The 21,372-nt window shown below is 57.7% G+C and carries 20 protein-coding genes; 10 read left to right on the forward strand and 10 right to left on the reverse strand.

What is annotated here, in order from left to right; translation table 11 throughout:
* The first annotated feature begins 96 nt into the window (after positions 1–96).
* Positions 97–630: a flavodoxin family protein gene (locus EU557_RS16720; protein ID WP_135531598.1), complete on the forward strand. Its 534-nt coding sequence runs from the start codon at positions 97–99 to the stop codon at positions 628–630.
* 45 nt (positions 631–675) lie between these two features.
* A complete protein-coding gene (locus tag EU557_RS16725) occupies positions 676–1,455 on the forward strand; it encodes a LytR/AlgR family response regulator transcription factor (RefSeq protein ID WP_135531599.1) in 780 nt (259 codons plus the stop codon).
* 36 nt (positions 1,456–1,491) lie between these two features.
* On the opposite strand, the gene EU557_RS16730 is transcribed toward EU557_RS16725, so the two are convergent.
* The 5 genes from EU557_RS16730 to EU557_RS16750 form a co-directional block, all read right to left on the reverse strand.
* Positions 1,492–2,283, reverse strand: coding sequence for a LytR/AlgR family response regulator transcription factor (locus EU557_RS16730; protein ID WP_135531600.1), 792 nt, complete (start codon positions 2,281–2,283; stop codon positions 1,492–1,494).
* An 84-nt stretch (positions 2,284–2,367) separates the two neighbouring features.
* Positions 2,368–3,483, reverse strand: a complete 1,116-nt coding sequence (locus EU557_RS16735) for a sensor histidine kinase (protein WP_135531601.1) — start codon at positions 3,481–3,483, stop codon at positions 2,368–2,370.
* A gap of 78 nt (positions 3,484–3,561) precedes the next feature.
* On the reverse strand, positions 3,562–4,254 hold the full coding sequence (locus tag EU557_RS16740; protein WP_135531602.1) for a hypothetical protein: 693 nt from the start codon (positions 4,252–4,254) through the stop codon (positions 3,562–3,564).
* A gap of 226 nt (positions 4,255–4,480) precedes the next feature.
* Positions 4,481–5,251 (reverse strand): phosphodiester glycosidase family protein, encoded by a 771-nt coding sequence (locus tag EU557_RS16745; RefSeq protein WP_135531603.1) that lies wholly within the window; start codon positions 5,249–5,251, stop codon positions 4,481–4,483.
* A gap of 76 nt (positions 5,252–5,327) precedes the next feature.
* Positions 5,328–7,529, reverse strand: coding sequence for a TonB-dependent receptor (locus tag EU557_RS16750; RefSeq protein WP_135531604.1), 2,202 nt, complete (start codon positions 7,527–7,529; stop codon positions 5,328–5,330).
* A gap of 379 nt (positions 7,530–7,908) precedes the next feature.
* Between EU557_RS16750 and EU557_RS16755 the strand changes: the two genes are divergently transcribed.
* Positions 7,909–8,448, forward strand: a complete 540-nt coding sequence (locus tag EU557_RS16755; RefSeq protein ID WP_167855243.1) for an MOSC domain-containing protein — start codon at positions 7,909–7,911, stop codon at positions 8,446–8,448.
* 35 nt (positions 8,449–8,483) lie between these two features.
* Here EU557_RS16755 and EU557_RS16760 read toward each other — a convergent pair whose 3' ends face one another.
* Positions 8,484–8,885 carry a hypothetical protein gene (locus tag EU557_RS16760; protein ID WP_135531606.1) on the reverse strand — a complete coding sequence of 134 codons (402 nt, stop codon included), beginning with the start codon at positions 8,883–8,885 and terminating at the stop codon, positions 8,484–8,486.
* Between the two features lie 71 nt (positions 8,886–8,956).
* Positions 8,957–10,942, reverse strand: coding sequence for a tetratricopeptide repeat-containing sensor histidine kinase (locus tag EU557_RS16765; protein WP_135531607.1), 1,986 nt, complete (start codon positions 10,940–10,942; stop codon positions 8,957–8,959).
* A 371-nt stretch (positions 10,943–11,313) separates the two neighbouring features.
* Between EU557_RS16765 and EU557_RS16770 the strand changes: the two genes are divergently transcribed.
* Complete coding sequence (locus tag EU557_RS16770; RefSeq protein ID WP_135531608.1) at positions 11,314–11,970, forward strand: HAD family hydrolase; 657 nt, start codon at positions 11,314–11,316, stop codon at positions 11,968–11,970.
* A gap of 141 nt (positions 11,971–12,111) precedes the next feature.
* Here the strand turns inward: EU557_RS16770 and EU557_RS16775 are convergent, their stop codons facing one another.
* Complete coding sequence (locus EU557_RS16775; RefSeq protein ID WP_135531609.1) at positions 12,112–12,348, reverse strand: glycine zipper domain-containing protein; 237 nt, start codon at positions 12,346–12,348, stop codon at positions 12,112–12,114.
* Between the two features lie 226 nt (positions 12,349–12,574).
* Between EU557_RS16775 and EU557_RS16780 the strand changes: the two genes are divergently transcribed.
* Positions 12,575–13,453 carry a pirin family protein gene (locus tag EU557_RS16780; protein ID WP_135531610.1) on the forward strand — a complete coding sequence of 293 codons (879 nt, stop codon included), beginning with the start codon at positions 12,575–12,577 and terminating at the stop codon, positions 13,451–13,453.
* An 88-nt stretch (positions 13,454–13,541) separates the two neighbouring features.
* On the forward strand, positions 13,542–15,272 hold the full coding sequence (locus tag EU557_RS16785; RefSeq protein ID WP_135531611.1) for a PQQ-dependent sugar dehydrogenase: 1,731 nt from the start codon (positions 13,542–13,544) through the stop codon (positions 15,270–15,272).
* A gap of 142 nt (positions 15,273–15,414) precedes the next feature.
* On the opposite strand, the gene EU557_RS16790 is transcribed toward EU557_RS16785, so the two are convergent.
* Complete coding sequence (locus tag EU557_RS16790; protein WP_135531612.1) at positions 15,415–15,717, reverse strand: hypothetical protein; 303 nt, start codon at positions 15,715–15,717, stop codon at positions 15,415–15,417.
* A gap of 161 nt (positions 15,718–15,878) precedes the next feature.
* Here EU557_RS16790 and EU557_RS16795 point away from each other — a divergent pair, with 161 nt between their 5' ends.
* The 4 genes from EU557_RS16795 to EU557_RS16810 all read left to right on the forward strand — a co-directional run bounded on the left by EU557_RS16795 (position 15,879) and on the right by EU557_RS16810 (position 19,845).
* Entirely contained in the window at positions 15,879–16,700 is an 822-nt protein-coding gene (locus EU557_RS16795; RefSeq protein ID WP_210116071.1) for an aldo/keto reductase, read from the forward strand.
* A gap of 267 nt (positions 16,701–16,967) precedes the next feature.
* Positions 16,968–18,083 carry an SDR family oxidoreductase gene (locus EU557_RS16800; protein ID WP_210116072.1) on the forward strand — a complete coding sequence of 372 codons (1,116 nt, stop codon included), beginning with the start codon at positions 16,968–16,970 and terminating at the stop codon, positions 18,081–18,083.
* Between the two features lie 79 nt (positions 18,084–18,162).
* Positions 18,163–18,528 (forward strand): hypothetical protein, encoded by a 366-nt coding sequence (locus EU557_RS16805; protein WP_135531614.1) that lies wholly within the window; start codon positions 18,163–18,165, stop codon positions 18,526–18,528.
* A 114-nt stretch (positions 18,529–18,642) separates the two neighbouring features.
* Positions 18,643–19,845: a Gfo/Idh/MocA family protein gene (locus EU557_RS16810; protein WP_135531615.1), complete on the forward strand. Its 1,203-nt coding sequence runs from the start codon at positions 18,643–18,645 to the stop codon at positions 19,843–19,845.
* A gap of 251 nt (positions 19,846–20,096) precedes the next feature.
* On the opposite strand, the gene EU557_RS16815 is transcribed toward EU557_RS16810, so the two are convergent.
* Complete coding sequence (locus tag EU557_RS16815; RefSeq protein ID WP_135531616.1) at positions 20,097–21,218, reverse strand: glycoside hydrolase family 43 protein; 1,122 nt, start codon at positions 21,216–21,218, stop codon at positions 20,097–20,099.
* Positions 21,219–21,372: the final 154 nt, after the last annotated feature.

The raw sequence follows: 21,372 nt of genomic DNA on the forward strand, positions 1-21,372 counted from the left end.
TGGTTTCGGGTCCCGTTGTAGCTATTCTTGGAACCTACCCGTAGTGTAGTTCTCCAGAGTTCGGGGAAACGGTGTCTTTGTCTATAAATTGCTTTTATGCCCGTACAGCCAGTCTATCTTCCACTGATTATTCATGGTAGTGCCCGCCCCGACGGCGACACGCAGCAGCTGGTAGAGCAGGTCCTGGCCGGTGTCCCGCATACGCTCATCAACTTGCGGGACTACTCCATCGCTGCCTACAACTACCCCCACGACTATCCCACCGAAGACGCTTTCCTGCACCTCATCGAACTCATGCTTCGGCACCCGGTCATTGTGTTTGCTACCCCCGTTTACTGGTATAGCATGAGTGGGATCATGAAGAATTTCTTTGACCGGCTCACGGACCTAGTAGAAGAGCCCCACAAGCCGCTGGGCCGACAGCTAGCCGGCAAGCACGCCTTCCTGCTGGCGGCGGGCTCCGATGAGGAGTGGCCCGAAGGCTTTGAGGTGCCATTTCGGCGCACAGCCGAGTACTTTGATATGAGCTATGAAGGCAGCTTGTACCACTCCTCAAAACACCCTTTCCCCACAGAAGCGGCTCGCCGGTTTGCGCAGCACATCAGCCGCTGCAGTCAGCCGACACAATAGCACGCCCACAATCCACCATCTCGCTTTTCACCTATTCCCCATCTGATGACCGTTCTGCTGCTTGAAGATGAATACCCGGCCGCCGAGCGACTTCAACGCCTGCTCCTACAAGCCGCACCAGAGGCGCAAGTTGCCGCTGTGCTCGATAGCGTGACGGGCGCGGTGCAATGGCTCAGCGCCAATCCTGCCCCCGACCTTATTCTCTCCGACATTCAGCTGGCCGATGGCCTGAGCCTAGATGTGTTCGATCAGCTGGTGGTGCGCAGCCCTGTCATCTTCACCACGGCCTACGACGCCTATGCCATTCGGGCCTTCAAAACCAACAGCGTAGATTATCTCCTCAAACCGGTAAAACTCGCAGAGTTGCAGGCGGCACTTGCCAAGCTGCGGGAGTGGCGCGCAGCACCAGCTGCTACTCCCGAAAAAGAGGAAACCGCCCACCGCCTAGAGCGCCTGCTAGACACGTTGCCCCGCGCTGACCGCCACTACAAAAACCGCTTTCTGGTACGCAGCGGCGAGCAACTTCTCCCCCTCGCCGCTACGCAGGTGGCCTGGTTCCAAAGCCGCCACGAAAACACCACTCTAGCCGCCACCGACGGCCGCCGTTTCGTGGTGGACTACACTCTCGAGCAACTAGAGGCCTTGCTAGACCCAACGCAGTTTTTCCGGCTAAACCGGCAGTTTATTGCCCAGCTTCCGGCCGTGCAGCGCCTGCACCCGCACTTCAATGGCAAGCTACTGCTAGACTTGCATCCCGCCCCGAGTGAGGAAGTACTCGTGAGCCGCGAGAAAGCCGGCGCGGTAAAGCAATGGCTGGAAGGGTAAGCCAGCAGCGTACCGCTCGTCAAGCTTCATCACCAGCTACCTATCCAGCCACGCTTTAAACGCGGCTACTTTTTCCCGGCTGACTAATACGGTGTCATTGTCGGGGGCAGTGGGCTTGAGGACGGTCTGGAGGCGGGAGTTGGTGTAGTGAATGATATCGTGGATGGCTTCGGCGTGAGCCAAATAGGCGCGGTTGAGGCGGAAGAACTCGGTGGGGTCGAGCATGCCTTCCAATTGCTCCAGGGTGTAGTCGACCACAAATTTGCGGCCCTCGCGGGTGTGCAGCAGGGTCACTTTTTCGAGGCTGGCGAAGTAAGCAATCTGCTCCACCGGAATGGCCTTCAGATGTTCCCCTACCCGCACCACAAACCTCGCCTTATATTCCTTGGCCGGCTGGGCTTGGCGCAGCACCTGGGCCAGCAGGTTGGCATCGAAGGCGGGGGTAGCAGCCTGGCGCTGGCGCTCCAGCTTGGCCAGAGCAGCCGTCAGCTCCTCGGGGTCAATGGGCTTGAGCAGGTAATCGACACTGTTCACTTTGAAGGCGCGTAGAGCGTACTTATCGTAGGCCGTGGTAAAGATGACGGGGCTGGTAATTTCCAGGCGCTCAAAGAGCTCGAAGCTAAGCCCATCGGCCAGATGAATATCTAGAAACAGCACATCTGGTGCCGTCCGTAACGACTGCAGCAAGGCTTCCGCCTCCGCCACCGATTCGGCTGTTCCGATTACCTCCACTGGCTGCGGCTGCTTGCGCAGTAGCTCTGTGAGGCGACGTATAGCCAGTGGTTCGTCTTCAATAATTAGGGCCCGAAGGGTAGCAGTTGAGGCCATACAGGCAGGTAGAAATCAGAGAAAATAAAAGGAAAGGTTGTGCGGAGGCCAAGGTAGCGGGAAAGGGCCGTCTAGGCCTCTCGGTTAGCGCAGCTCCAGTAGCGGCAGCGTCACAGAAAACTCGGTGTCGGTTTGCTCTATAGTCACGGGCTGCTTGGTAAGGAAGGCGTAACGAGCTTGCAGGTTACTGAGGCCTAGGCCAGTAGATTCTCCGTCGGCGAGGCGGCGGAGGCGGCGGTCATTGCGCACAGTGAGAGTGCGAGCCGCCTCATCCAGCTCAATGCGAATGCGGAGCGGGTTGCGCTGAGAAGTAGCGTTGTGTTTGAGAGCATTTTCGAGCAGAAGCTGTACCGCTAGCGGCGGCACCAACAGAGTGTCTAGCGCCGTCGTGGGCAAGTCCATTTCTACCTGCATCCCTTCGCCCAAGCGAGTACGCTGCAAAAACAAGTAGGCTTCCACGAACTTCATTTCTTCAGCTAGCGGTACTATCTCCTGCTCCTGACTATCGAGCACATAACGGTATACTTGGCTAAGCTGACGGATAAAGCGCGAGGCCCGCGCCGGGTCGTTTTCCTCCACCAATGAGGTTAGTGCATTCAGGGAGTTGAACAAGAAGTGCGGGTCAAGCTGGCGACGAAGGCTGTCGGCTTGGGCTTGGGCGTTTTCCTTCTGGAGGCGCATGGCCTGAATGGCCGCTTCGCGCCAGCCCAGTAGAAACGAGCGGCTGTGCATGAAGAGCGAAATAACCACCGTAATAAGCAGTGGTACCACAAAGGGGCGCCACGTAAGCGAGCTAAGGGGCCGGTGATGGTAAAACACCATAAAGCTTCCCGTAACCAGCAGAATGACCAGCAACGATAACACCAAGGAAAACGCCAGCGTAGTCAGGAACCGACGCACGGGCTGCACCGTCCAATCGACGCGGCGGTTAAGCCACTCGTTGGGGTAACCATTGGCCAACCACAGGCCAAAGGTGTAGGCGGAGTTGTAGCCAAACGTGACCAAGAAATCCTCACTCCAGATCTTGCAGCCGTTGCAAAACAGAAACGACAGCCCGATGGACAGGCCTAGCATGAGCCCGGCCATGATGAGCCACCGCCGATGCGGGTAGTATTTGCCTAGGTTGTAGACGGAGTTTGCCCGCGTGGTGGCAGATTCCGCCGGGGCCGGGCGCCCCGAAGACAAAGCAGGTTCAAGCATATACAAAGCCTTAGGCAGGCAAATAAACCAAGCGAAAGATACGGAAGCCAGTAGTGCTGGCTTCGGCCCTACCCCACCCTAGTTTGCGGAAGCGGTTTCGTAGCTTTTCAACCGGCCATTTAGCTGCCGCTCGCCCCAATTGGGCATCAGCACTGATTTAGGCTGGAAGGCCGTGAAGCGCGCCTTGGCTTCCTGGTAGAGCGGCTTGGCAACGTCGGCGCCTCCCCCAAACATAGCGGGCGTATAATACACATTGTTAGCCTGCACCAGATAAATGCGCGGGTTGGCAGCATTAACTTTCTTGGCCTCCGTCAGCGTTTCCGATACCATTTTGGAGTACTTCATGGAGCGCATCATGGGTGAAACTCCCAGCCGAGCTTGGTAAATGTAGGCCTGCAGCACCAGCCGCTCCGATTCCTCGGCGCCCAGCTTCTGGGCCTGGGCTAGGGCAGCTTCGGCTTGGTCGAGGTACTTGTCTTTGGTATCACCATCTTCCTGGCTCACGAAGCAGGTAATGAGGCGAGCGTAGGCCTGGTAGTAGCGGGGCAGCCAGTCTTTGGGGGCCACGGCCGCAGCGCGTTCAAACTTGGCATCTACCAACTTCAGTTTCGCAACCTCTCCGGTGCTCATGAGCTCTTGAATGGTAGCGCTCATCATGGTAGTGTAGGCATCGGTGGTTGCCGTTGCGGGAGCAGCAACGGGAGCCGCCGACTGGCCTAGGGAGGCAAAGGAAGCGGCTACCAGGGCGAGGGTGAACAGGGTCGTTTTCATGACGATAGGGTTAGTGGTGGTTGATGATTCAAAGGTGGCCTAGCCCCAGCCCGAAAGAAATTTACCGTTACCGAAGCGTCGGATTTTCAGGATGAAGCGTTACCTCTCGTAAGTGATAAAGTGAATTATGATGAGGTGATAGGTGGCGCTAAACGCACAAGAGCCGCAGCTTTTCAGCTGCGGCTCTTGTTGCAATAAAGTCTGTTCTCTTAGTGTAGTCGAGGTATTATCTGCTAGGGCGTTTCACCCCGATGATTACACCAAAATCTCCATCAGTCTGCCTCCAATCCTGCTCTGGCAAGTAAGTTCGCGACACAAAACCATCGAGGTATAGAGCGGTCTGGCACCCTTGCCGCTGGAAGTAAGCCGCAAAATTGTAGAGGCTGACTTTCTCCTTTGACATGGCAAATAACACGGTGCCATCCGGCAGTATACCCACCCCGTTGCGAATATTCAGGTTTGTAGAACGGGCATTAAACGCGAGATGAATCTGCCCCTTTAGCACCAACATAGGCCCCGACTGGGTAGCATACTGAATGTGGTGCTGCATCTGGAAAGCAGTAGTGGGAACGATACCAGCTTCACCCTTTGCAGTCAGATAGAAAACCCCATTAGGCTTTAAGTAAAAGTTACCTGTCCCGCTAGCTGTATCAAGAGGCGTTAGCGCTATGCCCTGCTCCACATACAAGCCCAATGGAGTATTGCCCGATTTGTACATACCGCCATTGGTAGCAAATAGTAGCCGCTGATGCTTAGCCTCTAGCCACGCCTGTAACCGCTGAATGCTCCGAAACTTTTCACCCGTATCATCCTTCCAATACAGACGTACTGCCTGCTTTTGCGGGTTTACTTGATAGCTGATATAGTGTTCTGAATCGGGCGTATGGGCATTGCCACCCGAGCCACATTGGACTAGGCCTAAGGTACTCAGCAAGGCAACTAACCGTAGCAGGCGTTTCCGACGGACCTGGAGGTGGATAGTTTCTTTTCCTAGCATCACGGGAGTAGTGAGTCGGCAACTTACACCACCAAGTGCAGTTTTCGATGTACGCATCACCTCGTCACTCCAAAGCCTACTCCGGCCGCTCGTTCACGTCGGCTGCGCGGTTCTTGTTGATGGAGATGAACACGCCCAGGAATACCATGCGCGGGGCGGTAGGCGTGATGGCGACGCGGTTGTAACTGCCCGTGATGTCGGGCTGGGATGCGTAGCGGTAACCGTACACGTTCTGGCGGCCCAGCACGTTGTTGGCAGCCAGGTGCACCACGGTGTACTGACCAAACAAGCGGGTGATGTAGCTGGCGTTCAGGCTCAGATCCTGGTAAGTGGGCAGCTGGCCCTGGTTGTAGCCGCCTTCGGGGTTGTTGAGGTCGTTGTAGCGGCGGGGGCTGCCGTAGCTGACCGTGGCGCCCAGCAGCGTGTGCAGGTTGCCGACCCAGTATTTCCCCACCACCGACACGTTGTGGCGGGCCGCAAACGTGGGCACGGCCGCTACGGGGTCTTGGCGGTACTGGCGTTCGGTATCCAGGAACCCGTAGCTGATGTAGTACTCCAGGTTTTTGATGGTTTTCCGGTCGCGCCACAGTACATCGAGGCCGCGGGCATAGCCGGAGCCGCTGTTATTGTAAGCGGCGGCGTTGCGCGGGTTGCGGCCATCGTAGCGGGTTAGGTGGCTATAGGTTTTGTTGTAGGCCTCTACCTGAAATAGCTGCCGGTCGTGGGTGTATTGGTAGGTGAGCACCGAGTGCGTGGCTTGTTCGAAGCGCAGGTTGGGCTGCACCAGCAGCAGCGTGTTGTCGGGGGTTTGGTAGAAGTGGCCGTAGGCGCCGGAGAGGGAGCTATTTTCGGTGGTCTGGTAAGCTAGGGCCAGGCGCGGCGCGGCATTCCAGTGGCCTAGCAGCGCCGAGTACTCGCCCCGCCCCCCAACGCGGCCAGCCAGACGGTCAGAGAGCTGAAAGTCGCTTTCCACGAAGCCTGCGGCGCGGCGCTCCATAAAGGAAGGCGTGTAGGTGGTAGCTACGGCGGCATTGGGCTGCACCTGCTGGTTTACTTTCTGGGCCAGCATTTCGGCCCCCACTTTCACATTCCAACGTGCGGCAGCGGAGTCGTTAATCAGCACTACGCGGGCAATGGCCGCCTGCTCCAGGGTGCGGAGGCGCACGGCGTCGGGAGCCAGGTGTTGGTCGTCGCGGCTCAGGCCTAGGCCAGTCTGCAGGCTCCAACCCCGGCGCAGGGGGCTGCGGAAGGTGGTGTTGAGGTAGCCGTTGGTACTACGCAGGGCCACACGTTGCGTGCCGGCGGGCTCAGGGCTGGGCTGCCCAACGCTGAGCTGCTGCTGGCTCCAGGTGCCATACACTTTCAGCATGCCCGCCTGCCCAGTGCGGTGGCGCAACCCCACCGACGAGTTTACTCCGCTCGGCGACTGAAACCACGTCACGTTCTGGGGCAGCAGGTGCTGGTAGGGCGTGAGGTTGGTGTAGTCGAGGGTAGCATCAAGGGAAGTCCGCTCCCAGCGCTTGGTGCGGGAGGCTCCTACAAATACAGAGCTCACAGAAACGCCCGTTTGGGTTTCGGGGGCCAGATCCGTAGAGTTCAGCAGCAGTACCCCCGACAATGCCTGCCCATACAGCGCGGAGTAGCCGCCGGTGCTGAACACGGTGCCTTTGAACAGCGAAGGCGAAAAACGGCCCCGCGCCGGCACGGCGGCCACGGTAGCATTATAGGGGTTCTGCACGGGCAGCCCATCTAGGTAAATTTTGGTTTCGGCGGCGGCTCCGCCCCGCACGAACAGCATGCCGTCCTCCCCTACCCGCGTGGTGCCGGGCAGGGTGTTGAAGGCCGCCGATACATCGGCCAGCGCCCCGGCGGTAGTTTGCACATCACGGGTGTTGAGGGCAGCACTGCGGTGCTCGTCGCTAGCTTCAAATGCACCGGCGGTGATAACGACCGAGCCCAAGGCGTGCGGGGTGCTTTTCAATAGTATCTCTAGCCGAAGTGGCTCATTGCCAAGCGTTACGGGCCGCTCAGCCGTCACGAAGCCCAGCAGACTGGCCTGCAGCACGTAGCTACCACCGGGCTGGGCTGTGTCAAAGTGAAAGTGGCCTAGCGAGTCAGTGGTGGCTCCATCGAAGGTAGCCTTGAGAAACACATTGACGCCCGGCAGCGCCAGCCCCTCCGCATCGCGGATGGTACCGCTGACGGTAGTAGAGGGTTGCGCCAACAGGCCTAGAACCGGGGTTAGGAACAGCAGGACGAGGAGTAGCAGTCGTTTCATGACGGTGGCAGCGATGTGATGGACCAAAAGTGGCCTGCTGCCGGGGCGGATGAAACTTGCTGTTACCGAAGCGTCGGATTACGAGGATGAAGTGCCAAGTAGTCCCTGAACCGTCCTTTACTACACCGTCATGTCGAGCTTGTTGAGACATCTCGCGTGCTGACGTTTAGTTGTCTTTAAGACAGCTTCAGAACCTGGGCAGCAGAAATAGTAAAGCTCCTGCTTCTTGCCAGCAAGCCTTTATCTTGCGTCAGCTCATCTGTATTCACTAGTCTTATGCAACTCCTTTCCGTCAGTATCGGGTTACCGCAAGAATATGTTTGGAAGGGTAAGCCAGTCCGTACCAGCATCTTCAAACAGCCCACCAGCGAACGTATTCATGTGCACGCCGAACAAACACTTGGCCGGTGATGGGCAAGCCGACTTGCGCGTGCATGGCGGCCCCTATAAAGCGGTGTATTCTTACCCACAAGAGCATTATGCTTTCTGGCAGAATCATCTTGGTGGGGCTGAGCTAGAGGCTGGGGCTTTCGGTGAAAACCTGACTACTCTGGGCTTATTGGAAGATCAGGTGCGCGTGGGAGATTGTTATCAGATTGGCACGGCGATACTAATGGCTGTTCAGCCCCGGCAGCCCTGCTTTAAACTGGGCCTACGCTTTCAAAACGACCGGATGGTTCGCGATTTTGAGCAAGCCGGCCGCAGCGGCATCTATTTTCGGGTAATACAGGAAGGCACTCTCCAAGCAGGTGACTCCATTACGCTGGTCCAGCAGGCTCCCCACGCCGTGACCATTCAGGACCTGACGGATAGCCTTGCCTCAGGTCCGAAGGATGCCCACAAGCTTGAAGCCATGCTTGCGGTACCCGAGCTAATCCCATCGTGGCGCGAGCGGCTGACCCGTATGCTAGAGCATTGATGGATAGGGCACCGCAGGGGTATTCAGGCAGTGGCTCATTTATACGCTGCTAACCTCTTCGCTAACTCGGCTTGTAGCCACTGAGAATCTTGTACGTGCATGGCTCTCAGTTGCTTTTCGGTTAATGCAGCATTTGATATGAGCGCATGTCTCACAGATTCGTCTGCATCACCGGAAAGCAAGCTAACAATCCTGCTGTCGATTTTCCTTTTTGTAGCGATACGCCTTCTCACTGCAGGATCGGCGTCTTCGGCCAACATCTCAAGTATTGCCAGAGGAATAGTTTTGTTATGAACTACCCACTCCTTGAAGCTCGGGTACCTTTCAATAACGTCTACCCAGATGGATATATCCGCGGCATCGTGAGCTGCACGATGGTATTCTGCCTCTACCTCACTTACTCTGAGTTTGATAAACTCCTCTGCTGACACAATCATACAAACCCTCTTATGCTAGAGAATATAAACGTCCCGCTAGCTTTATTCTGAGCTACTGCCCTATGTGTACTCTAGCTGGGTACAGCCGGCAAGGTCAATACAAACTCAGTACCTTCTCCTTCCTGGCTTTGCACCTGCAACGTGCCCCCGTGGCTCTTCACAATATCATGACTGAGGGAGAGGCCTAGGCCAGTGCCTTCACCCATGGGTTTGGTGGTGAAGAAGGGCTCGAAGATGCGCGTCTGCTCGTCGGCCGGTATTCCTACCCCATTATCGCGGATGCTAATGGCCACCGCCCCATCTGGTTGGGTTTGGGTGCTTACTGTTACCTGGGGCTGGTAGCTGGTGTCGGCCGTCTTTTGGCGCTGGCGCACAGCATGGAGGGCATTGGTGCACAGGTTGAGCACTGCTCGGCCCAGATCGGGGGCTACCACAGAAACCGGTGGCACGGCAGCCTCTAGGTGCGTGGTGAGTTGGGCCGTAAACTGTGGGTCTTGCTGACGTACGCCGTCGTAGGCCAGGCACAGGTACTCTTGCACGAGGTGGTTGAGGTCGGTAGAAACGCGTGGGGCCTGGCCGGTGCGGGCGTGCTCCAGCATGCCTTTAATAATAGCCGTAGCCCGCTGCCCGTGCTGGCTGATTTCCTGTAGGTTCTGCTTAAGCCCCGCTAAGATTTCGCGGTCGAGGGCGCCATCGTGCGTAAGGCGCTGCGCTCCGTTAATTTCCTCTACTAGGCCTGTGCTGGCGGCAGCAAACTGCTTCACAAAGCCCAGCGGATTCTGCAGCTCGTGCGCTACTCCGGCCGTCAGTTCGCCCAGAAACGCCATTTTCTCTCGTTGCACCAGCATCAATTGAGCTTCCTTCAGCTCGGCTAGCGAGGCTTGCAGGGCCTCGTTGGCGCGGTGCTGCTGGCGCCTACCACGCACCAAGAGGGCCACAATCAGTAGCAACACGGCTAAGCCTCCCAGCAAAGCGTAAGTTTGGTAGCGGCTTTTCAGCATAGCCTGCGAAGCAATAGCCTGCTGGGCGCGCTGCTGCTCCCTATAGCTTAGCCCCTGCAGGCGCATCACCTTCTCCTGCCCAAACAAGGTGTCTTTCATTGCCAACACTCGCCCCTGATACTTGAAGGCACTATCCACGGTACCCCGCGTCCGGAAATCCTGGGTAAGCAACAAGCTGGCGTTGAGCACACCGCGTAAAAAGCCATTGAGCTGCGCCGCTTGGTAGCCTAGGCGCGCATAGTAAATGCTAGAATCGAGGCGGCCTTGTTGCTGGTAGAGAGTGGCTAGCCCTACGCAGGAAAAGTTGGTGCTACGCGAGTGGTGCAACTTCTTCGACTCCCGAATGCTGCGGCGGTAGAAGTCTAGCGCTTCGGTGGGGCGGCCTTGCTTGCGCGCCACCTGACCTAGGCCGTATAAAATATAGTTGGTGGGCGTATCGATGCGGCGGGCCAGCTGGTAGGCTCGCTCCTGAAAAATCCGGGATGAATCTACCTCATTGTAGAGGTCGTAGGCCAGGCCAATGTTGCTGAGCTCGATGACCATACGCTTCTCATCGTGCATTTTCTCGCCCAGGCACAAGGCCCTGAAGTAGTAGGACAGGCCCTCTCGCCGGTCGCGCAGGTACACGTAAATGATACCAATACTGCGCAGGTTTTGGGCTTGCAGGCGCAGGTCGTGGGTAGCTTCTCCGAGGCGCAACGACTGCTGAAATAGCTCCAGCGCCTGCGCCAAGTTACTTTCCCGATACACCGATCCTAACCGGTTCAGAGCTTCGCCTTCGCCATGGCGGTAGCCCGTTCGGCGGGCCAAGGCCAGCGCCTGGTTGGCGTAGGCGGCGGCGGAGTCAACCCGCAGCACCCAGTACTGGTCGCTCATTTGGCAGAGCAGCAGCACCCGGTTGGTGTCAGAGGGAGTTTGCTGCACCAGCCGCCGTAAACTATCAAGCGCCGGGCTTTGAGCCTGCACCGATGGAGCAGCATGTAGCATCAACAGCAGCCCAAAAACGATAGCTCTATAGAGCAGTTTAAAAAGAGGAATTATGCAAAGACGAGACATGAAAATGGAGCAAGCCGATATAAATATAAGCTACTGTAGCTCAACCATACGCCTCACTACGGGGCTTATTAATCTCGTGCCAGGACATATCCACTCAGGATGCTTTAAAGCCGCTTTTTAGATTAAAATAACTTGTCCCAATTTGATAAACATAGTCACTTCCGAACACACAGCTTCTAATTTAGCACTGCTGCTCAAGTGCTTCGGCTAGCTATCAACGTCTTCTGTTTGTTCTACTTTTGAAACTGGCTACTAAAGCACTTCACGTTACTACCGTACAGCTTTAATTATCGGCAAGAATAATCCAGCCGTCGTATAGGAGAGCTTACTTTACCTACTTGCGCTCTGATTTTTCGCCTGAGCAACTTACTATGAAAGCCTTTCTCTTTGATTTGAATGGTACCATGATTCACGACATGGATTACCATACCAGTGCTTGGCACCACATCCTCAGCCACGAACTAGGTGGCAGCTTCAGCTGGGAAGAAGTGAAGCCCCAGATGTACGGCAAAAACCAGGAAGTTCTGGTGCGTCTATTCGGCCCCGATAGATTTACGGATCAGGAAATGAACGAGCTAGCCGTTCGCAAAGAACAGCGTTATCAAGAGGAGTTTCGGCCGCACCTGGCGCTGCTGCCGGGGCTGCAGGAGTTTCTGGAGCAGGCCCATCAGCGCGGTATCAAGATGGCCATCGGCTCAGCGGCCATTCCATTTAATATCGACTTTGTGCTCGATAACCTGAATATCCGGCACTACTTCCAAGCCATCGTCAGTGCCGATGATGTAACGCGGAGCAAGCCCCACCCCGAAACGTTCTTGAAGGCGGCCAAACAGCTCGGCGTTTCACCCACCGACTGCCTAGTGTTTGAGGATGTGCCCAAGGGTGCTGAAGCCGCTTTAAATGCGGGTATGAAAGCCGTGATTCTCACCACCACGCACGCGGCCGAGGAGTTTGAGCAGCTCCCCAACATCCTCCATTTCGCCGCCGACTTCACCGATCCGACTGTTCAGGCATTAGTGAAGCAGTAGCTATTCGTGCCTTTCTAGGCCACTCTTTAGGCTGCTGGCTACCCCTACTTCGCTGAAAGCAAAAAGTCTGCTTCCTTCCGCGCTTGCAGCAGGAAGGAAGCAGACTTTTATCAGGAGTGCCGAAGTGGCTAGGCCACTCTGCTATTGATTACGCTGGGCTTCACGCTCAGCTTTCTTTTTGTCGCGCTGTTTGCCAATGGCTCTACCCCCAACGGCGCCAGCAGCACCGCCAATAATAGCGCCACCAGTGCCCCCAATGGCGCCACCCACAATGGCCCCACCAGTACCACCTACAACCGTACCAGTGCCTTTACTGGTGCTGCAATCCGTGAATAAGAAGCAGGCCGCAGCCACGAAAGCAAAACGTAGTTTTCTCATCTGCTTAGGAAGTTTATAGCTAGAAGAAAGTGCTTTCCTATCGAGCAGGAAGCGCAGTTTAGAAAACGACAATCATATTTTTTAGTTATTAAATACCATAAATCTGTTCTGGAGCTCGGCTGTAGCTGACTGGCTTGAGGTACTGCGGACAACTGCTGCCGTAACTATTTACCCTCCCAACGTTTATTACAGTCTACTTTACCAAGCTTCACACCGTTTCGCAGTTATGACCTCTACCGGCCGCCGCATTTTTCAGGTAATTGATGGCAACAAGAAATTCGTGGGGGATGGATTTGATGTGACCAGTCCCATGCCGGGGCCACGCATCCGTCAGCTCAGCCCCTACCTGCTCATCGACCATACCGGCCCCATGGCCGTGGCACCCACTGATGCTCCTCTGGGCACGCCCCCCCACCCCCACCGCGGCTTTGAAACGGTAACGGTGGTGTACGAGGGCTATCTGGCGCACCGCGACACCGCCGGCCACACCGGAGCCCTCGGCCCCAGCGACGTGCAGTGGATGACGGCCGGCGCGGGCCTGCTGCACGAGGAGCGCCACGAGAAGGAGTTTGCCAAGCGCGGCGGTACCCTGGAACTGTTACAGCTTTGGGTGAACGTGCCCAAGAAGGATAAGCTAGCCCCACCCCGCTACCAGAACATTGTGGGCACCTCTATTCCGGCCGTTGCCACCCCCGATGGTCTAGGCCAGATTCGGGTAATTGCGGGCACCTATGAGGGCACTACTGGCCCTGCCGAAACCTTCTCCCCCATTACCCTGCTTGATGTGCACCTGCAGCAAGGCAACCAGACCACCCTGCGCCTGCCCGCCGACTACAACGTGGGCATTTACGTGGTAAAGGGCGACATCATCCTGCACGGCGACCGGGCCGCCACCACCAAACAGCTAGTAGTATTCGGGTGGGACTCCACCGACATCCACCTCACAGCCACTACCGATGCCGTACTGCTGGTGCTGGCCGGTGCTCCCATTGAGGAACCGCTGGCCACGTATGGCCCCTTCGTGATGAACACCAACCAGGAGCTGGTGCAAGCCATTGCCGACTTTGAAAGCGGCGGCATGGGCACCTTCCCGGAAGACGAGTAAACAGCAGCTCAAGCATAACCTAGTACTGGGGAAGTGGGTAAGGAAGGCCGCCAGCTGGCACTTTCTCTACCCCGTTACCTCTGCTTTGATGCGGTTACCATCTATTCTGCTAGGCGGCTTTTGGCTAGGCTTACTAGGCCAGTCTCATGCCCAGGAAATACTAAAAGGCCCGCTCGGTGAGCAGTTCTCTTCGCGCGTACTCGTGCGCCAGCTCAGCGACCCGTGGGCTGTGGTCTACGCCCCCGATCAGGCCCTGTGGGTGACGGAAGCCCGCGGCTACCGGGTTAGTCGGATTGAGCCGGGTACGGGAGCTCGTAAGGTGGTGCTCGACCTCAGCAAAGCCCGCGAGTTTCCGCGTTATGATAAGATTCCGGATACCGTGGATGGCGGCAAGCCCTGGCCCCAGGGTGGCCTGATGGGCTTGGCTGTGCACCCACAACTGTTGCAGGGCAAGCCCTTCGTGTACCTGGCCTACATCTACCGGTTTGCGGGGGCGCAGCAGCCGGGCAACGGCAGCGCCCCCAACTACGGCGGCAACTTCTTCACGGGCCGCGTGGTGCGCTACGAGTACGATGCCACGGCCCAAACCCTAGTGCGACCCCAAATTCTCTGCGACTCCATTCCGGCTAGCAACGACCACAACGCCGGCCGCCTGCTGTTGGCCCCCGTAAATGGCCGCGACTACCTTTTCTATACGGTGGGCGACTTGGGCGCCGGACAGTTCGAGAACGGGGGCCGCCCCAACCACGCCCAGCGCCCCGATGTGTACGAGGGCAAAGTGCTCCGCTTCAACGCCGAGCCTGATACGGACCCCGGCCAGTACGACCGCTGGATTCCGAACGACAACCCGTTTAATGGCCCACGGCAGAATGCTGTCTGGAGCCTAGGCCACCGCAATCCGCAGGGACTGGCCTACGCCGTGGTGGGTGGTACGGGGCAGCTGTACTCCTCCGAGCACGGGGCCTTTTCCGATGATGAAATCAACCTGATTGAGAAGGGCAAAAACTACGGGCATCCGCTGGTGCTGGGCTTCGCCGATGGCAACTACAACGGCCTGGCCGCAGCAGCTTCGGACCGCGCTACGCTGCCCGGCCCCTGGCACACCACTTACCCTACTATTGGTAGTGAGCAGGCCAATGCAAAAGCGCTGGGGGCCGCCTACCGGGAGCCCCTCACCACGTTTTACCCCCTAACCCACCAGTTCCTGACTACCGTGCTCACCCGCATCCGGGAGAAGGCCCCGGAGCAGCCAACCTGGAACTCTGAGGCGCCCAGCAGCTTGGCTGCGTACACGGCCGCGGCCATTCCCGGCTGGCAAAATTCCTTGCTCGTCCCGACGCTCAAAAAGGGCAAGCTCATTCGGCTGCAGCTCGCGCCAGATGGCCGCCGCATCGTCGGCGACACACTGATATACTTCAAGGCCCCCGTCCGCTACCGCGACGTGACCGTCTCGCCGGATGGCACCCGGCTTTACCTCCTCACCGACAGTACCACTGTCACCTCAGGGCCCTCGGAAGATGCTCCTAAGGGCACTAGCTGCAAAGGTTGCCTGCTGGAGTTCACTTACATAGGCGGCGGCACGGCCACTAGGCCAGTAGCCAGCGCCCCCAAGGCCCCAAGCCCCGAGCAGGCCCTTCAGGAGGCCACGGCTATGGTCCGGCGCATGAAACCCCAAGACCAGCGCGTGAAGCGGGCCGGGCTGCCAGCAGCACAACGCCCGCTGTTTGATCTGCTCTTGAAACCTACCCCCACGACTACCGAAAAAGCCCGCCTCCGGCAAGGAGCACCGGCCTTGCTAGCAGGCCTACGTCAACAGTAAAAACTACAAAAGCTGCCCTCCGTGCTTTTGCTCAGGAGGTCAGCTTTTGATAAATCGTTTACGGAAAGGCCAACCAGAAAAAAGGAGGTCCTGCTTCGACTAGCGTAGCAGGACGTCCTTTTAGGCTTTTTTAGCCTGTCGCTTAGTCGTTGTTGCCGGTGGCGCCTTCGTTGGTGAAGTCGCCTTCAGTGCTCGGGCTCGACTGGGTAGCTTCTGCTACTTCGTTGGTGAGCTCAACATCTACTTGAGGCTGGGCGCCACCTTGTCCGGCTTGGCCAGACGTGTTTTTCGAGTTATTGGAGCCAGACTGGTCTCCTGCGGGTTTGTTGCTCATGTTGAAAGGCCAGGTTTTTTGGGTGTAGCTCAGCACGGCTCCGGCTGCTAACACAGCCAGAGAAGCGCCAACCCAGGTGTTGGTATTACGCTTTTTCTTTTTGTAACGCATAGACGGTTGAGTGAGTAATTGAACGGTAGTCTTAGTACGTATTCTGCCCTCGATAGATGGCCTCTAGGCTTATTTCACGGTATAATCCCACTCCGGCAAAGGCCGCCCCAGTGCCTGTCACTGGCCTAGCGCGATGCCGTAACCGCTCAATCTCCTTCGCTATGCTCACCCGCCTGATCCCTTCCAGCCAACAGCCCCTGCCTGCCATTGGGCTGGGCACCTGGCAAACTTTTGACGTTCGTGGTAAAGCGGCGTACCCGCCTCTTCAGCAAACTCTGGAGGTGCTGCACACTGCCGGTGGCAGCGTCATTGATTCTTCGCCCATGTATGGCCGGGCCGAGGAAGTAGTGGGCGACCTGACTGCAGAACTGGCAAGCCGCGACGCCTTCTTCTACGCCACCAAGGTCTGGACTCAAGGGCGCGAGGCGGGCATCCGGCAGATGGAGGACTCCCTGCGCAAGATGCGCCGCACCTCTCTGGATTTGCTGCAGATTCATAACCTGGTGGACTGGCAAACTCACCTGCGCACCCTGCGGGAGTGGCAAGCGGCGGGCCGGGTTCGGTACCTGGGCATCACGCACTACACCGATGGCATGCACGAGCAGCTGGAGCGCGTTTTCTCCCAGGAGCCCCTCGATTTCGTGCAGTTCAACTACTCCATTCTCGACCGCCATGCCGAACAGCGCCTGCTCCCAGCCGCCGCCGACCGTGGAGTGGCTACGCTCATCAACCGCCCCTATGGTGAAGGCAGCCTGCTTACCCGCGTAGGCCACCACCCGCTGCCCGGCTGGGCCGCGGAGCTGGGCATTACCAGCTGGGCGCAGTTCCTGCTGAAGTTCATTCTTTCCCACCCCGCCGTTACGTGTGTGATTCCCGGTACCAGCAACCCAGCGCACCTCCAGGACAACCTGCGCGCCGCCGAAGGTCCGTTACCCGACGAAGCCACCCGCGAGAAAATGGCGGCCTACGTGCGGACTTTATAGCAACCTGCCAGAAGCCCTCCCTCTGCTCTGACTGCCTTACAAGCAGCTTAATCAGAACCATGCTAAAAGTGGCCTAGCGTGCAGCTTAGGCCACTTTTTTGTTCTACTCGACAATAACGACCTGCTGGTAAGGCCGTACTGCCTATCTCGTAGGTTGCGGCTTCGGGTGGTGATGAAGGCTTTGTGGGAAAGTCGGCCTGAGCTCTAGGCTTCTATCTGAAGCCGCACCTACACCTATCTTTTTATCGGCGCTTTTCTTCTGTGGCTATGAACAGCATGAACCTCAAGCTCAAACCGCTTCACCAACAAACTATTGTTATTACGGGCGCTTCCAGCGGTATTGGCCTTGTAACGGCGCGTATGGCCGCAAAAGAGGGCGCCCGAGTGGTGTTAGCCGCCCGCAACGCTGAGGCATTGCGCCAACTAGCTCAGGAAATTAATAGCCAGGGCGGACAAGCGTTGGCAGTACCTACCGATGTGGGTAGTGAGGAGGATATGATGCGGCTGGCCGCAGCCGCTCAGGCGGAGTTTGGAGGCTTTGATACGTGGGTAAACAATGCGGGTGTATCCATTTTCGGGCATTGCGATGAGGTGAGCATTCCCGACATGGAGCGCATGTTCGCCACCAACTTCTGGGGTACGGTGTACGGCTCCCGGCTGGCGGTGCAGCACTACAAGCAACGCCAGGAGCCCGGTGCCCTCATCAACATCGGCAGCTTCTTCGGCGACCGGGCCACGCCGGTACAGTCCACTTACTGCGCCTCCAAACACGCCCTGCACGGCTGGACGAATGCCCTCCGCATGGAGCTGGAGGTAGAAAAGGCGCCGGTTTCCGTTACGCTTATTCACCCCGGCCGCATCGACACGCCCTATAACGAACACGCCCAGAGCTATTTTGAGCAGCAGGTAGCTCACCGCGGTATGGTGTACCCACCCGAGGCCGTAGCGGAGGCTATCCTATTTGCGGCCGCCCATCCTAAGCGCGACATGTACGTGGGCTTTCAGGCCAAAGCCCTCACGCTGGCTGGCCACCTGGCTCCGCGCATCATGGACAAAGTAATGGAGGCCCTGATTTACCCAACGCAGCTGGACCCCAAACGGCCCTCGCGCAATGCCGAAACCAGTGCCTTGCATAAAGCCGGTTACGGCCTGCACGAGCGTGGCTCGCACGAGGGCTGGTTCCGCTCCCGTAGCCTCTACGTGAAAGCCGAGAAGCACCCGCTGCTGGCCGCCGCCGCTGTAGCCGGCCTGAGCACTGTCGCCTGGCTGCTCACCAAATCACGCAACGCCAGCAATGGCACTAGCAGGATTGATGCTGATAGCAGCATCACCACCAAGGAAAACAGCATTGAGGCAGACGAGCCTGTTGTTGCGCAGGTCTAGGCTACTAGTTCACAGCCTAAGCCCTAGGCTGTTTTTCTACTCTACCGAACCGCATAGCCTGCCAGCTCTTAGGTACCATATGCTGCACTTCCCTCAACCTATTTCGCCCAAGGCCCACGCGTACTTCGACGCGTGGGCCTTTCCGGCTATACTGGGGCTGGCTGCCTGGATGTGGCGCCACAACCGGAAAGCTGCCGCCCTAATTGCGGCCAACGGCCTGCTGGAAGGTACCACGGCGGCCCTCACCAACTTTCCACCGCCCGGCCCCTTCCCCGTCTTCAGCTTCCGCACGCACATCCGTATTGGGCTTGTAGGCGCGCCGGTGTTTCTTGCCGTCAGCAGCTTGGTGCCGGGTATTCCGTGGCGACACCGGCGAGTGGTGCTAGGCCTGGGGTTGCTTCCCATTCTTATAAATGGTTTAAGCAACCCTCACTCTTCTCGCTAAACGCATTGTTAGCGGCTTAAAGGCATTTTTCACTGGTTTAACGCCGGATGAGCCCCATCTACGTAACCTACAGCCGATGAGCGAGGTACGCATGGAGGAACTAACCAGTGCGCTATGAAATCTTTTGACCAGTTTTCTGCCGCCTCCCGCCGGGAGTTTATGCGGACTTTATCCTTAGGCCTGGGCGCCACCCTGGTCGGCACCTCGGCTATAGGGGGGCCGTTATCGTGGCTAGAAGAAATCAGCTACGGGCCCGCCAGCCTGGATGCGCTACAAAGCGGCAAGCAACTGGGTGTGGCCCTGGTAGGCCTGGGCAAGTATAGTACGGGCCAGCTGGCACCCGCGCTGCAGCAAACCAAGCTCTGCAAGCTGGCCGGCATCGTCACGGGTACGCCCAACAAAGCGGCACAATGGAAAAAGCAGTACAGCCTCCCCGACAAAAACGTCTACGATTACAAGACCTTCGACCGCATTGTCGACAACCCAGATATTGACATCATTTATGTAGTGCTACCCGTAGGCTTGCACGCCGAGTACGTGGAGCGGGCCGCGCGGGCGGGCAAGCACGTCATCTGCGAGAAGCCCATGGCCCCTACTGCCGAGGAGTGCCGCCGCATGATTTCAGCCATGCAGAAAGCGGGCAAGAAATTCAGCATAGGCTACCGCCTGCACTTTGAGCCTCACCACCAGGAAATGATGCGCCTGGGCCAGCAACAGGCCTACGGACCTATCACCAAGCTCACATCCGACAATGGCTTCCGCTTTGGCAACGATACGCCCTGGCGCGTGGATAAAGAGTTGGCCGGCGGCGGTCCGCTCATGGATATGGGCATTTACAGTGTGCAGGGCGTGATTTACACCAAAGGCCAATTGCCGGTTTCCGTCACGGCCAAGCTGGCGCCCAACCCCGACCCCAAAGGCTTGTTTAAGGAGGTAGAGGCCGGCGTGAATTGGCAGATGCAGTTTGCCGATGGCGCCGTGGCCAACTGCCGCACCAGCTACGCCGAAAACATGAATAGCCTCCTGCGGGCCGAAGCCAGCAAAGGCTTCCTGGAGCTGCAGCCCGCCTTCGGGTACGGCGGCATCGACGGCCGCACCAGCAAAGGCCCCATGAACCTGCCCAACGTGCCCCAGCAAGCCCGCCAGATGGACGACTTCGCCGACTGCATCCTCAATAACAAACCCACCCGCGTGCCCGGCGAAATGGGCCTCCGCGACGTGCAGATTCTGCAAGCCATCTACCGTGCCGCCGAAACCGGCCAGAAGGTCTCCACTAAGGACATCCAGCAGGTACTAGACAAAACCAACAGCCGCTAGGCCAGTAGTAGCCAGTTCCAATATACACGCTTGCCCAAAGCACGTCATCCTGACGAAGGAAGGATCCTATCACGTTGGCACGAGGCGCTAGGCCAGTTGTTCTTACGTGAGTAGGTCCTTCACTCTGCTCAGGATGACGTGCTAGAGTGAGGCAGTTTACCCTAAACGGGTCAAGCTCAAAAAGTCTAAAACCAACAAGCCCGGACCTGCGCTGCAGATCCGGGCTTGCTGTTGTTGATACGCTAGGCCACTTAGGGGTTGAGGGTTTCAAAACCACCGTCGGGCTTACGCTTCAGCTCCGTCACTTTCACGTTGCGGAGCCAGGTTTTGTTGGAGAGCTCCGTGTCGTGATAGAAGAGGTACCACTTGCCGTCTTTCTCGATGATGGAGTGGTGAGTCGTCCAGCCTTGCACGGGGTTCATGAGCACACCCTGGTAGGTGAAGGGACCGTAGGGCGAGTCGCCGGTGGCGTACACCAGCAGGTGCGTGTCGCCGGTAGAATAAGAGAAGTAGTACTTGCCATTGTACTTGTGCATCCAGCCACCCTCGAAGAAGCGGTGCGTGTTGTCGCCCGACAGGAAGGGCTTGCCATCTTGGCCTAGAATTTGGATTTCCTTCACCGGCTCATCAAAGCGCAGCATATCCGAGCTCAAGCGCGCCATTTTCGGACCGAGTGCCGTTTCTTTGGCGCCTGGCTCCTGCATTTTGGGGTTGCTGGCGTCGTACTTACCAGAACGCCAGCGCTGGAGTTGTCCGCCCCAGATGCCGCCCATGTACATGTAGGTTTTGCCGTCGGTGTCGGTGAACACGGCCGGGTCGATGCTGAGGCTGCCCTCAATCGGCTTGGGCTCCGCCTTGAACGGACCCGTAGGCGACTTGCTGGTGGCCACGCCAATCCGGAATACGTCCTGCTTGTCCTTCACGGGGAAGTACAAATAGTAGGTGCCATTCTTGAAAGCGGCATCGGGCGCCCACATCTGGCGGCCAGCCCATGGCACATCCTTCACATCCAGCGCCACCCCATGGTCGGTCACTTTTCCATTCACGCTGTCCATGGACAGAATGTGGTAGTCGCGCATGGCAAAATGGTCGCCGTTGTCGTTCTCCGGCATCCCCGTCTCAATGTCGTGCGAGGGGTAGATGTAGATTTTACCGTTGAACACGTGAGCCGAGGGGTCGGCAGTGTAGATTTCTTTGATCAGCGGCTTGGCCAGATACTTCTGCCCGCCAGTAGTGGAGGCTGCGGCCGTGGCGCTGGTATCGGCGGCCGTACCGCTGGCTGCGGTTTCGCTGGAGGAGGAGTTGCTTTGGCAGGCGTTGAGCAAGGACAGCGCGGCCAAGGCGGGAAGGGCCGGCTTCAGGAAGTGGGACATAGTGGGTGAAAAGAGCGAATGATGGAAAGAGCAGAACAGCCGGTCTTAGCTTGCCCTGATACCATCAAATATAGAAACCTTCAATTACCGCCAATAAAGCCGCAAAAGACCTTCTCCCCAGATAAACTATCTAATCGTTTGTGATAGACAATCG

This window comes from Hymenobacter wooponensis, from assembly GCF_004745865.1.
In the GTDB taxonomy this organism is placed as follows: domain Bacteria; phylum Bacteroidota; class Bacteroidia; order Cytophagales; family Hymenobacteraceae; genus Hymenobacter; species Hymenobacter wooponensis.

Bases quoted from the DNA above. Each gene is read 5' to 3' on its own strand.
- EU557_RS16720 (WP_135531598.1), top strand. From the start codon at position 97: ATGCCCGTACAGCCAGTCTATCTTCCACTGATTATTCATGGTAGTGCC.
- EU557_RS16725 (WP_135531599.1), top strand. From the start codon at position 676: ATGACCGTTCTGCTGCTTGAAGATGAATACCCGGCCGCCGAGCGACTT.
- EU557_RS16730 (WP_135531600.1), bottom strand. From the start codon at position 2,283: ATGGCCTCAACTGCTACCCTTCGGGCCCTAATTATTGAAGACGAACCA.
- EU557_RS16735 (WP_135531601.1), bottom strand. From the start codon at position 3,483: ATGCTTGAACCTGCTTTGTCTTCGGGGCGCCCGGCCCCGGCGGAATCT.
- EU557_RS16740 (WP_135531602.1), bottom strand. From the start codon at position 4,254: ATGAAAACGACCCTGTTCACCCTCGCCCTGGTAGCCGCTTCCTTTGCC.
- EU557_RS16745 (WP_135531603.1), bottom strand. From the start codon at position 5,251: ATGCTAGGAAAAGAAACTATCCACCTCCAGGTCCGTCGGAAACGCCTG.
- EU557_RS16750 (WP_135531604.1), bottom strand. From the start codon at position 7,529: ATGAAACGACTGCTACTCCTCGTCCTGCTGTTCCTAACCCCGGTTCTA.
- EU557_RS16755 (WP_167855243.1), top strand. From the start codon at position 7,909: ATGTGCACGCCGAACAAACACTTGGCCGGTGATGGGCAAGCCGACTTG.
- EU557_RS16760 (WP_135531606.1), bottom strand. From the start codon at position 8,885: ATGATTGTGTCAGCAGAGGAGTTTATCAAACTCAGAGTAAGTGAGGTA.
- EU557_RS16765 (WP_135531607.1), bottom strand. From the start codon at position 10,942: ATGTCTCGTCTTTGCATAATTCCTCTTTTTAAACTGCTCTATAGAGCT.
- EU557_RS16770 (WP_135531608.1), top strand. From the start codon at position 11,314: ATGAAAGCCTTTCTCTTTGATTTGAATGGTACCATGATTCACGACATG.
- EU557_RS16775 (WP_135531609.1), bottom strand. From the start codon at position 12,348: ATGAGAAAACTACGTTTTGCTTTCGTGGCTGCGGCCTGCTTCTTATTC.
- EU557_RS16780 (WP_135531610.1), top strand. From the start codon at position 12,575: ATGACCTCTACCGGCCGCCGCATTTTTCAGGTAATTGATGGCAACAAG.
- EU557_RS16785 (WP_135531611.1), top strand. From the start codon at position 13,542: ATGCGGTTACCATCTATTCTGCTAGGCGGCTTTTGGCTAGGCTTACTA.
- EU557_RS16790 (WP_135531612.1), bottom strand. From the start codon at position 15,717: ATGCGTTACAAAAAGAAAAAGCGTAATACCAACACCTGGGTTGGCGCT.
- EU557_RS16795 (WP_210116071.1), top strand. From the start codon at position 15,879: ATGCTCACCCGCCTGATCCCTTCCAGCCAACAGCCCCTGCCTGCCATT.
- EU557_RS16800 (WP_210116072.1), top strand. From the start codon at position 16,968: ATGAACAGCATGAACCTCAAGCTCAAACCGCTTCACCAACAAACTATT.
- EU557_RS16805 (WP_135531614.1), top strand. From the start codon at position 18,163: ATGCTGCACTTCCCTCAACCTATTTCGCCCAAGGCCCACGCGTACTTC.
- EU557_RS16810 (WP_135531615.1), top strand. From the start codon at position 18,643: ATGAAATCTTTTGACCAGTTTTCTGCCGCCTCCCGCCGGGAGTTTATG.
- EU557_RS16815 (WP_135531616.1), bottom strand. From the start codon at position 21,218: ATGTCCCACTTCCTGAAGCCGGCCCTTCCCGCCTTGGCCGCGCTGTCC.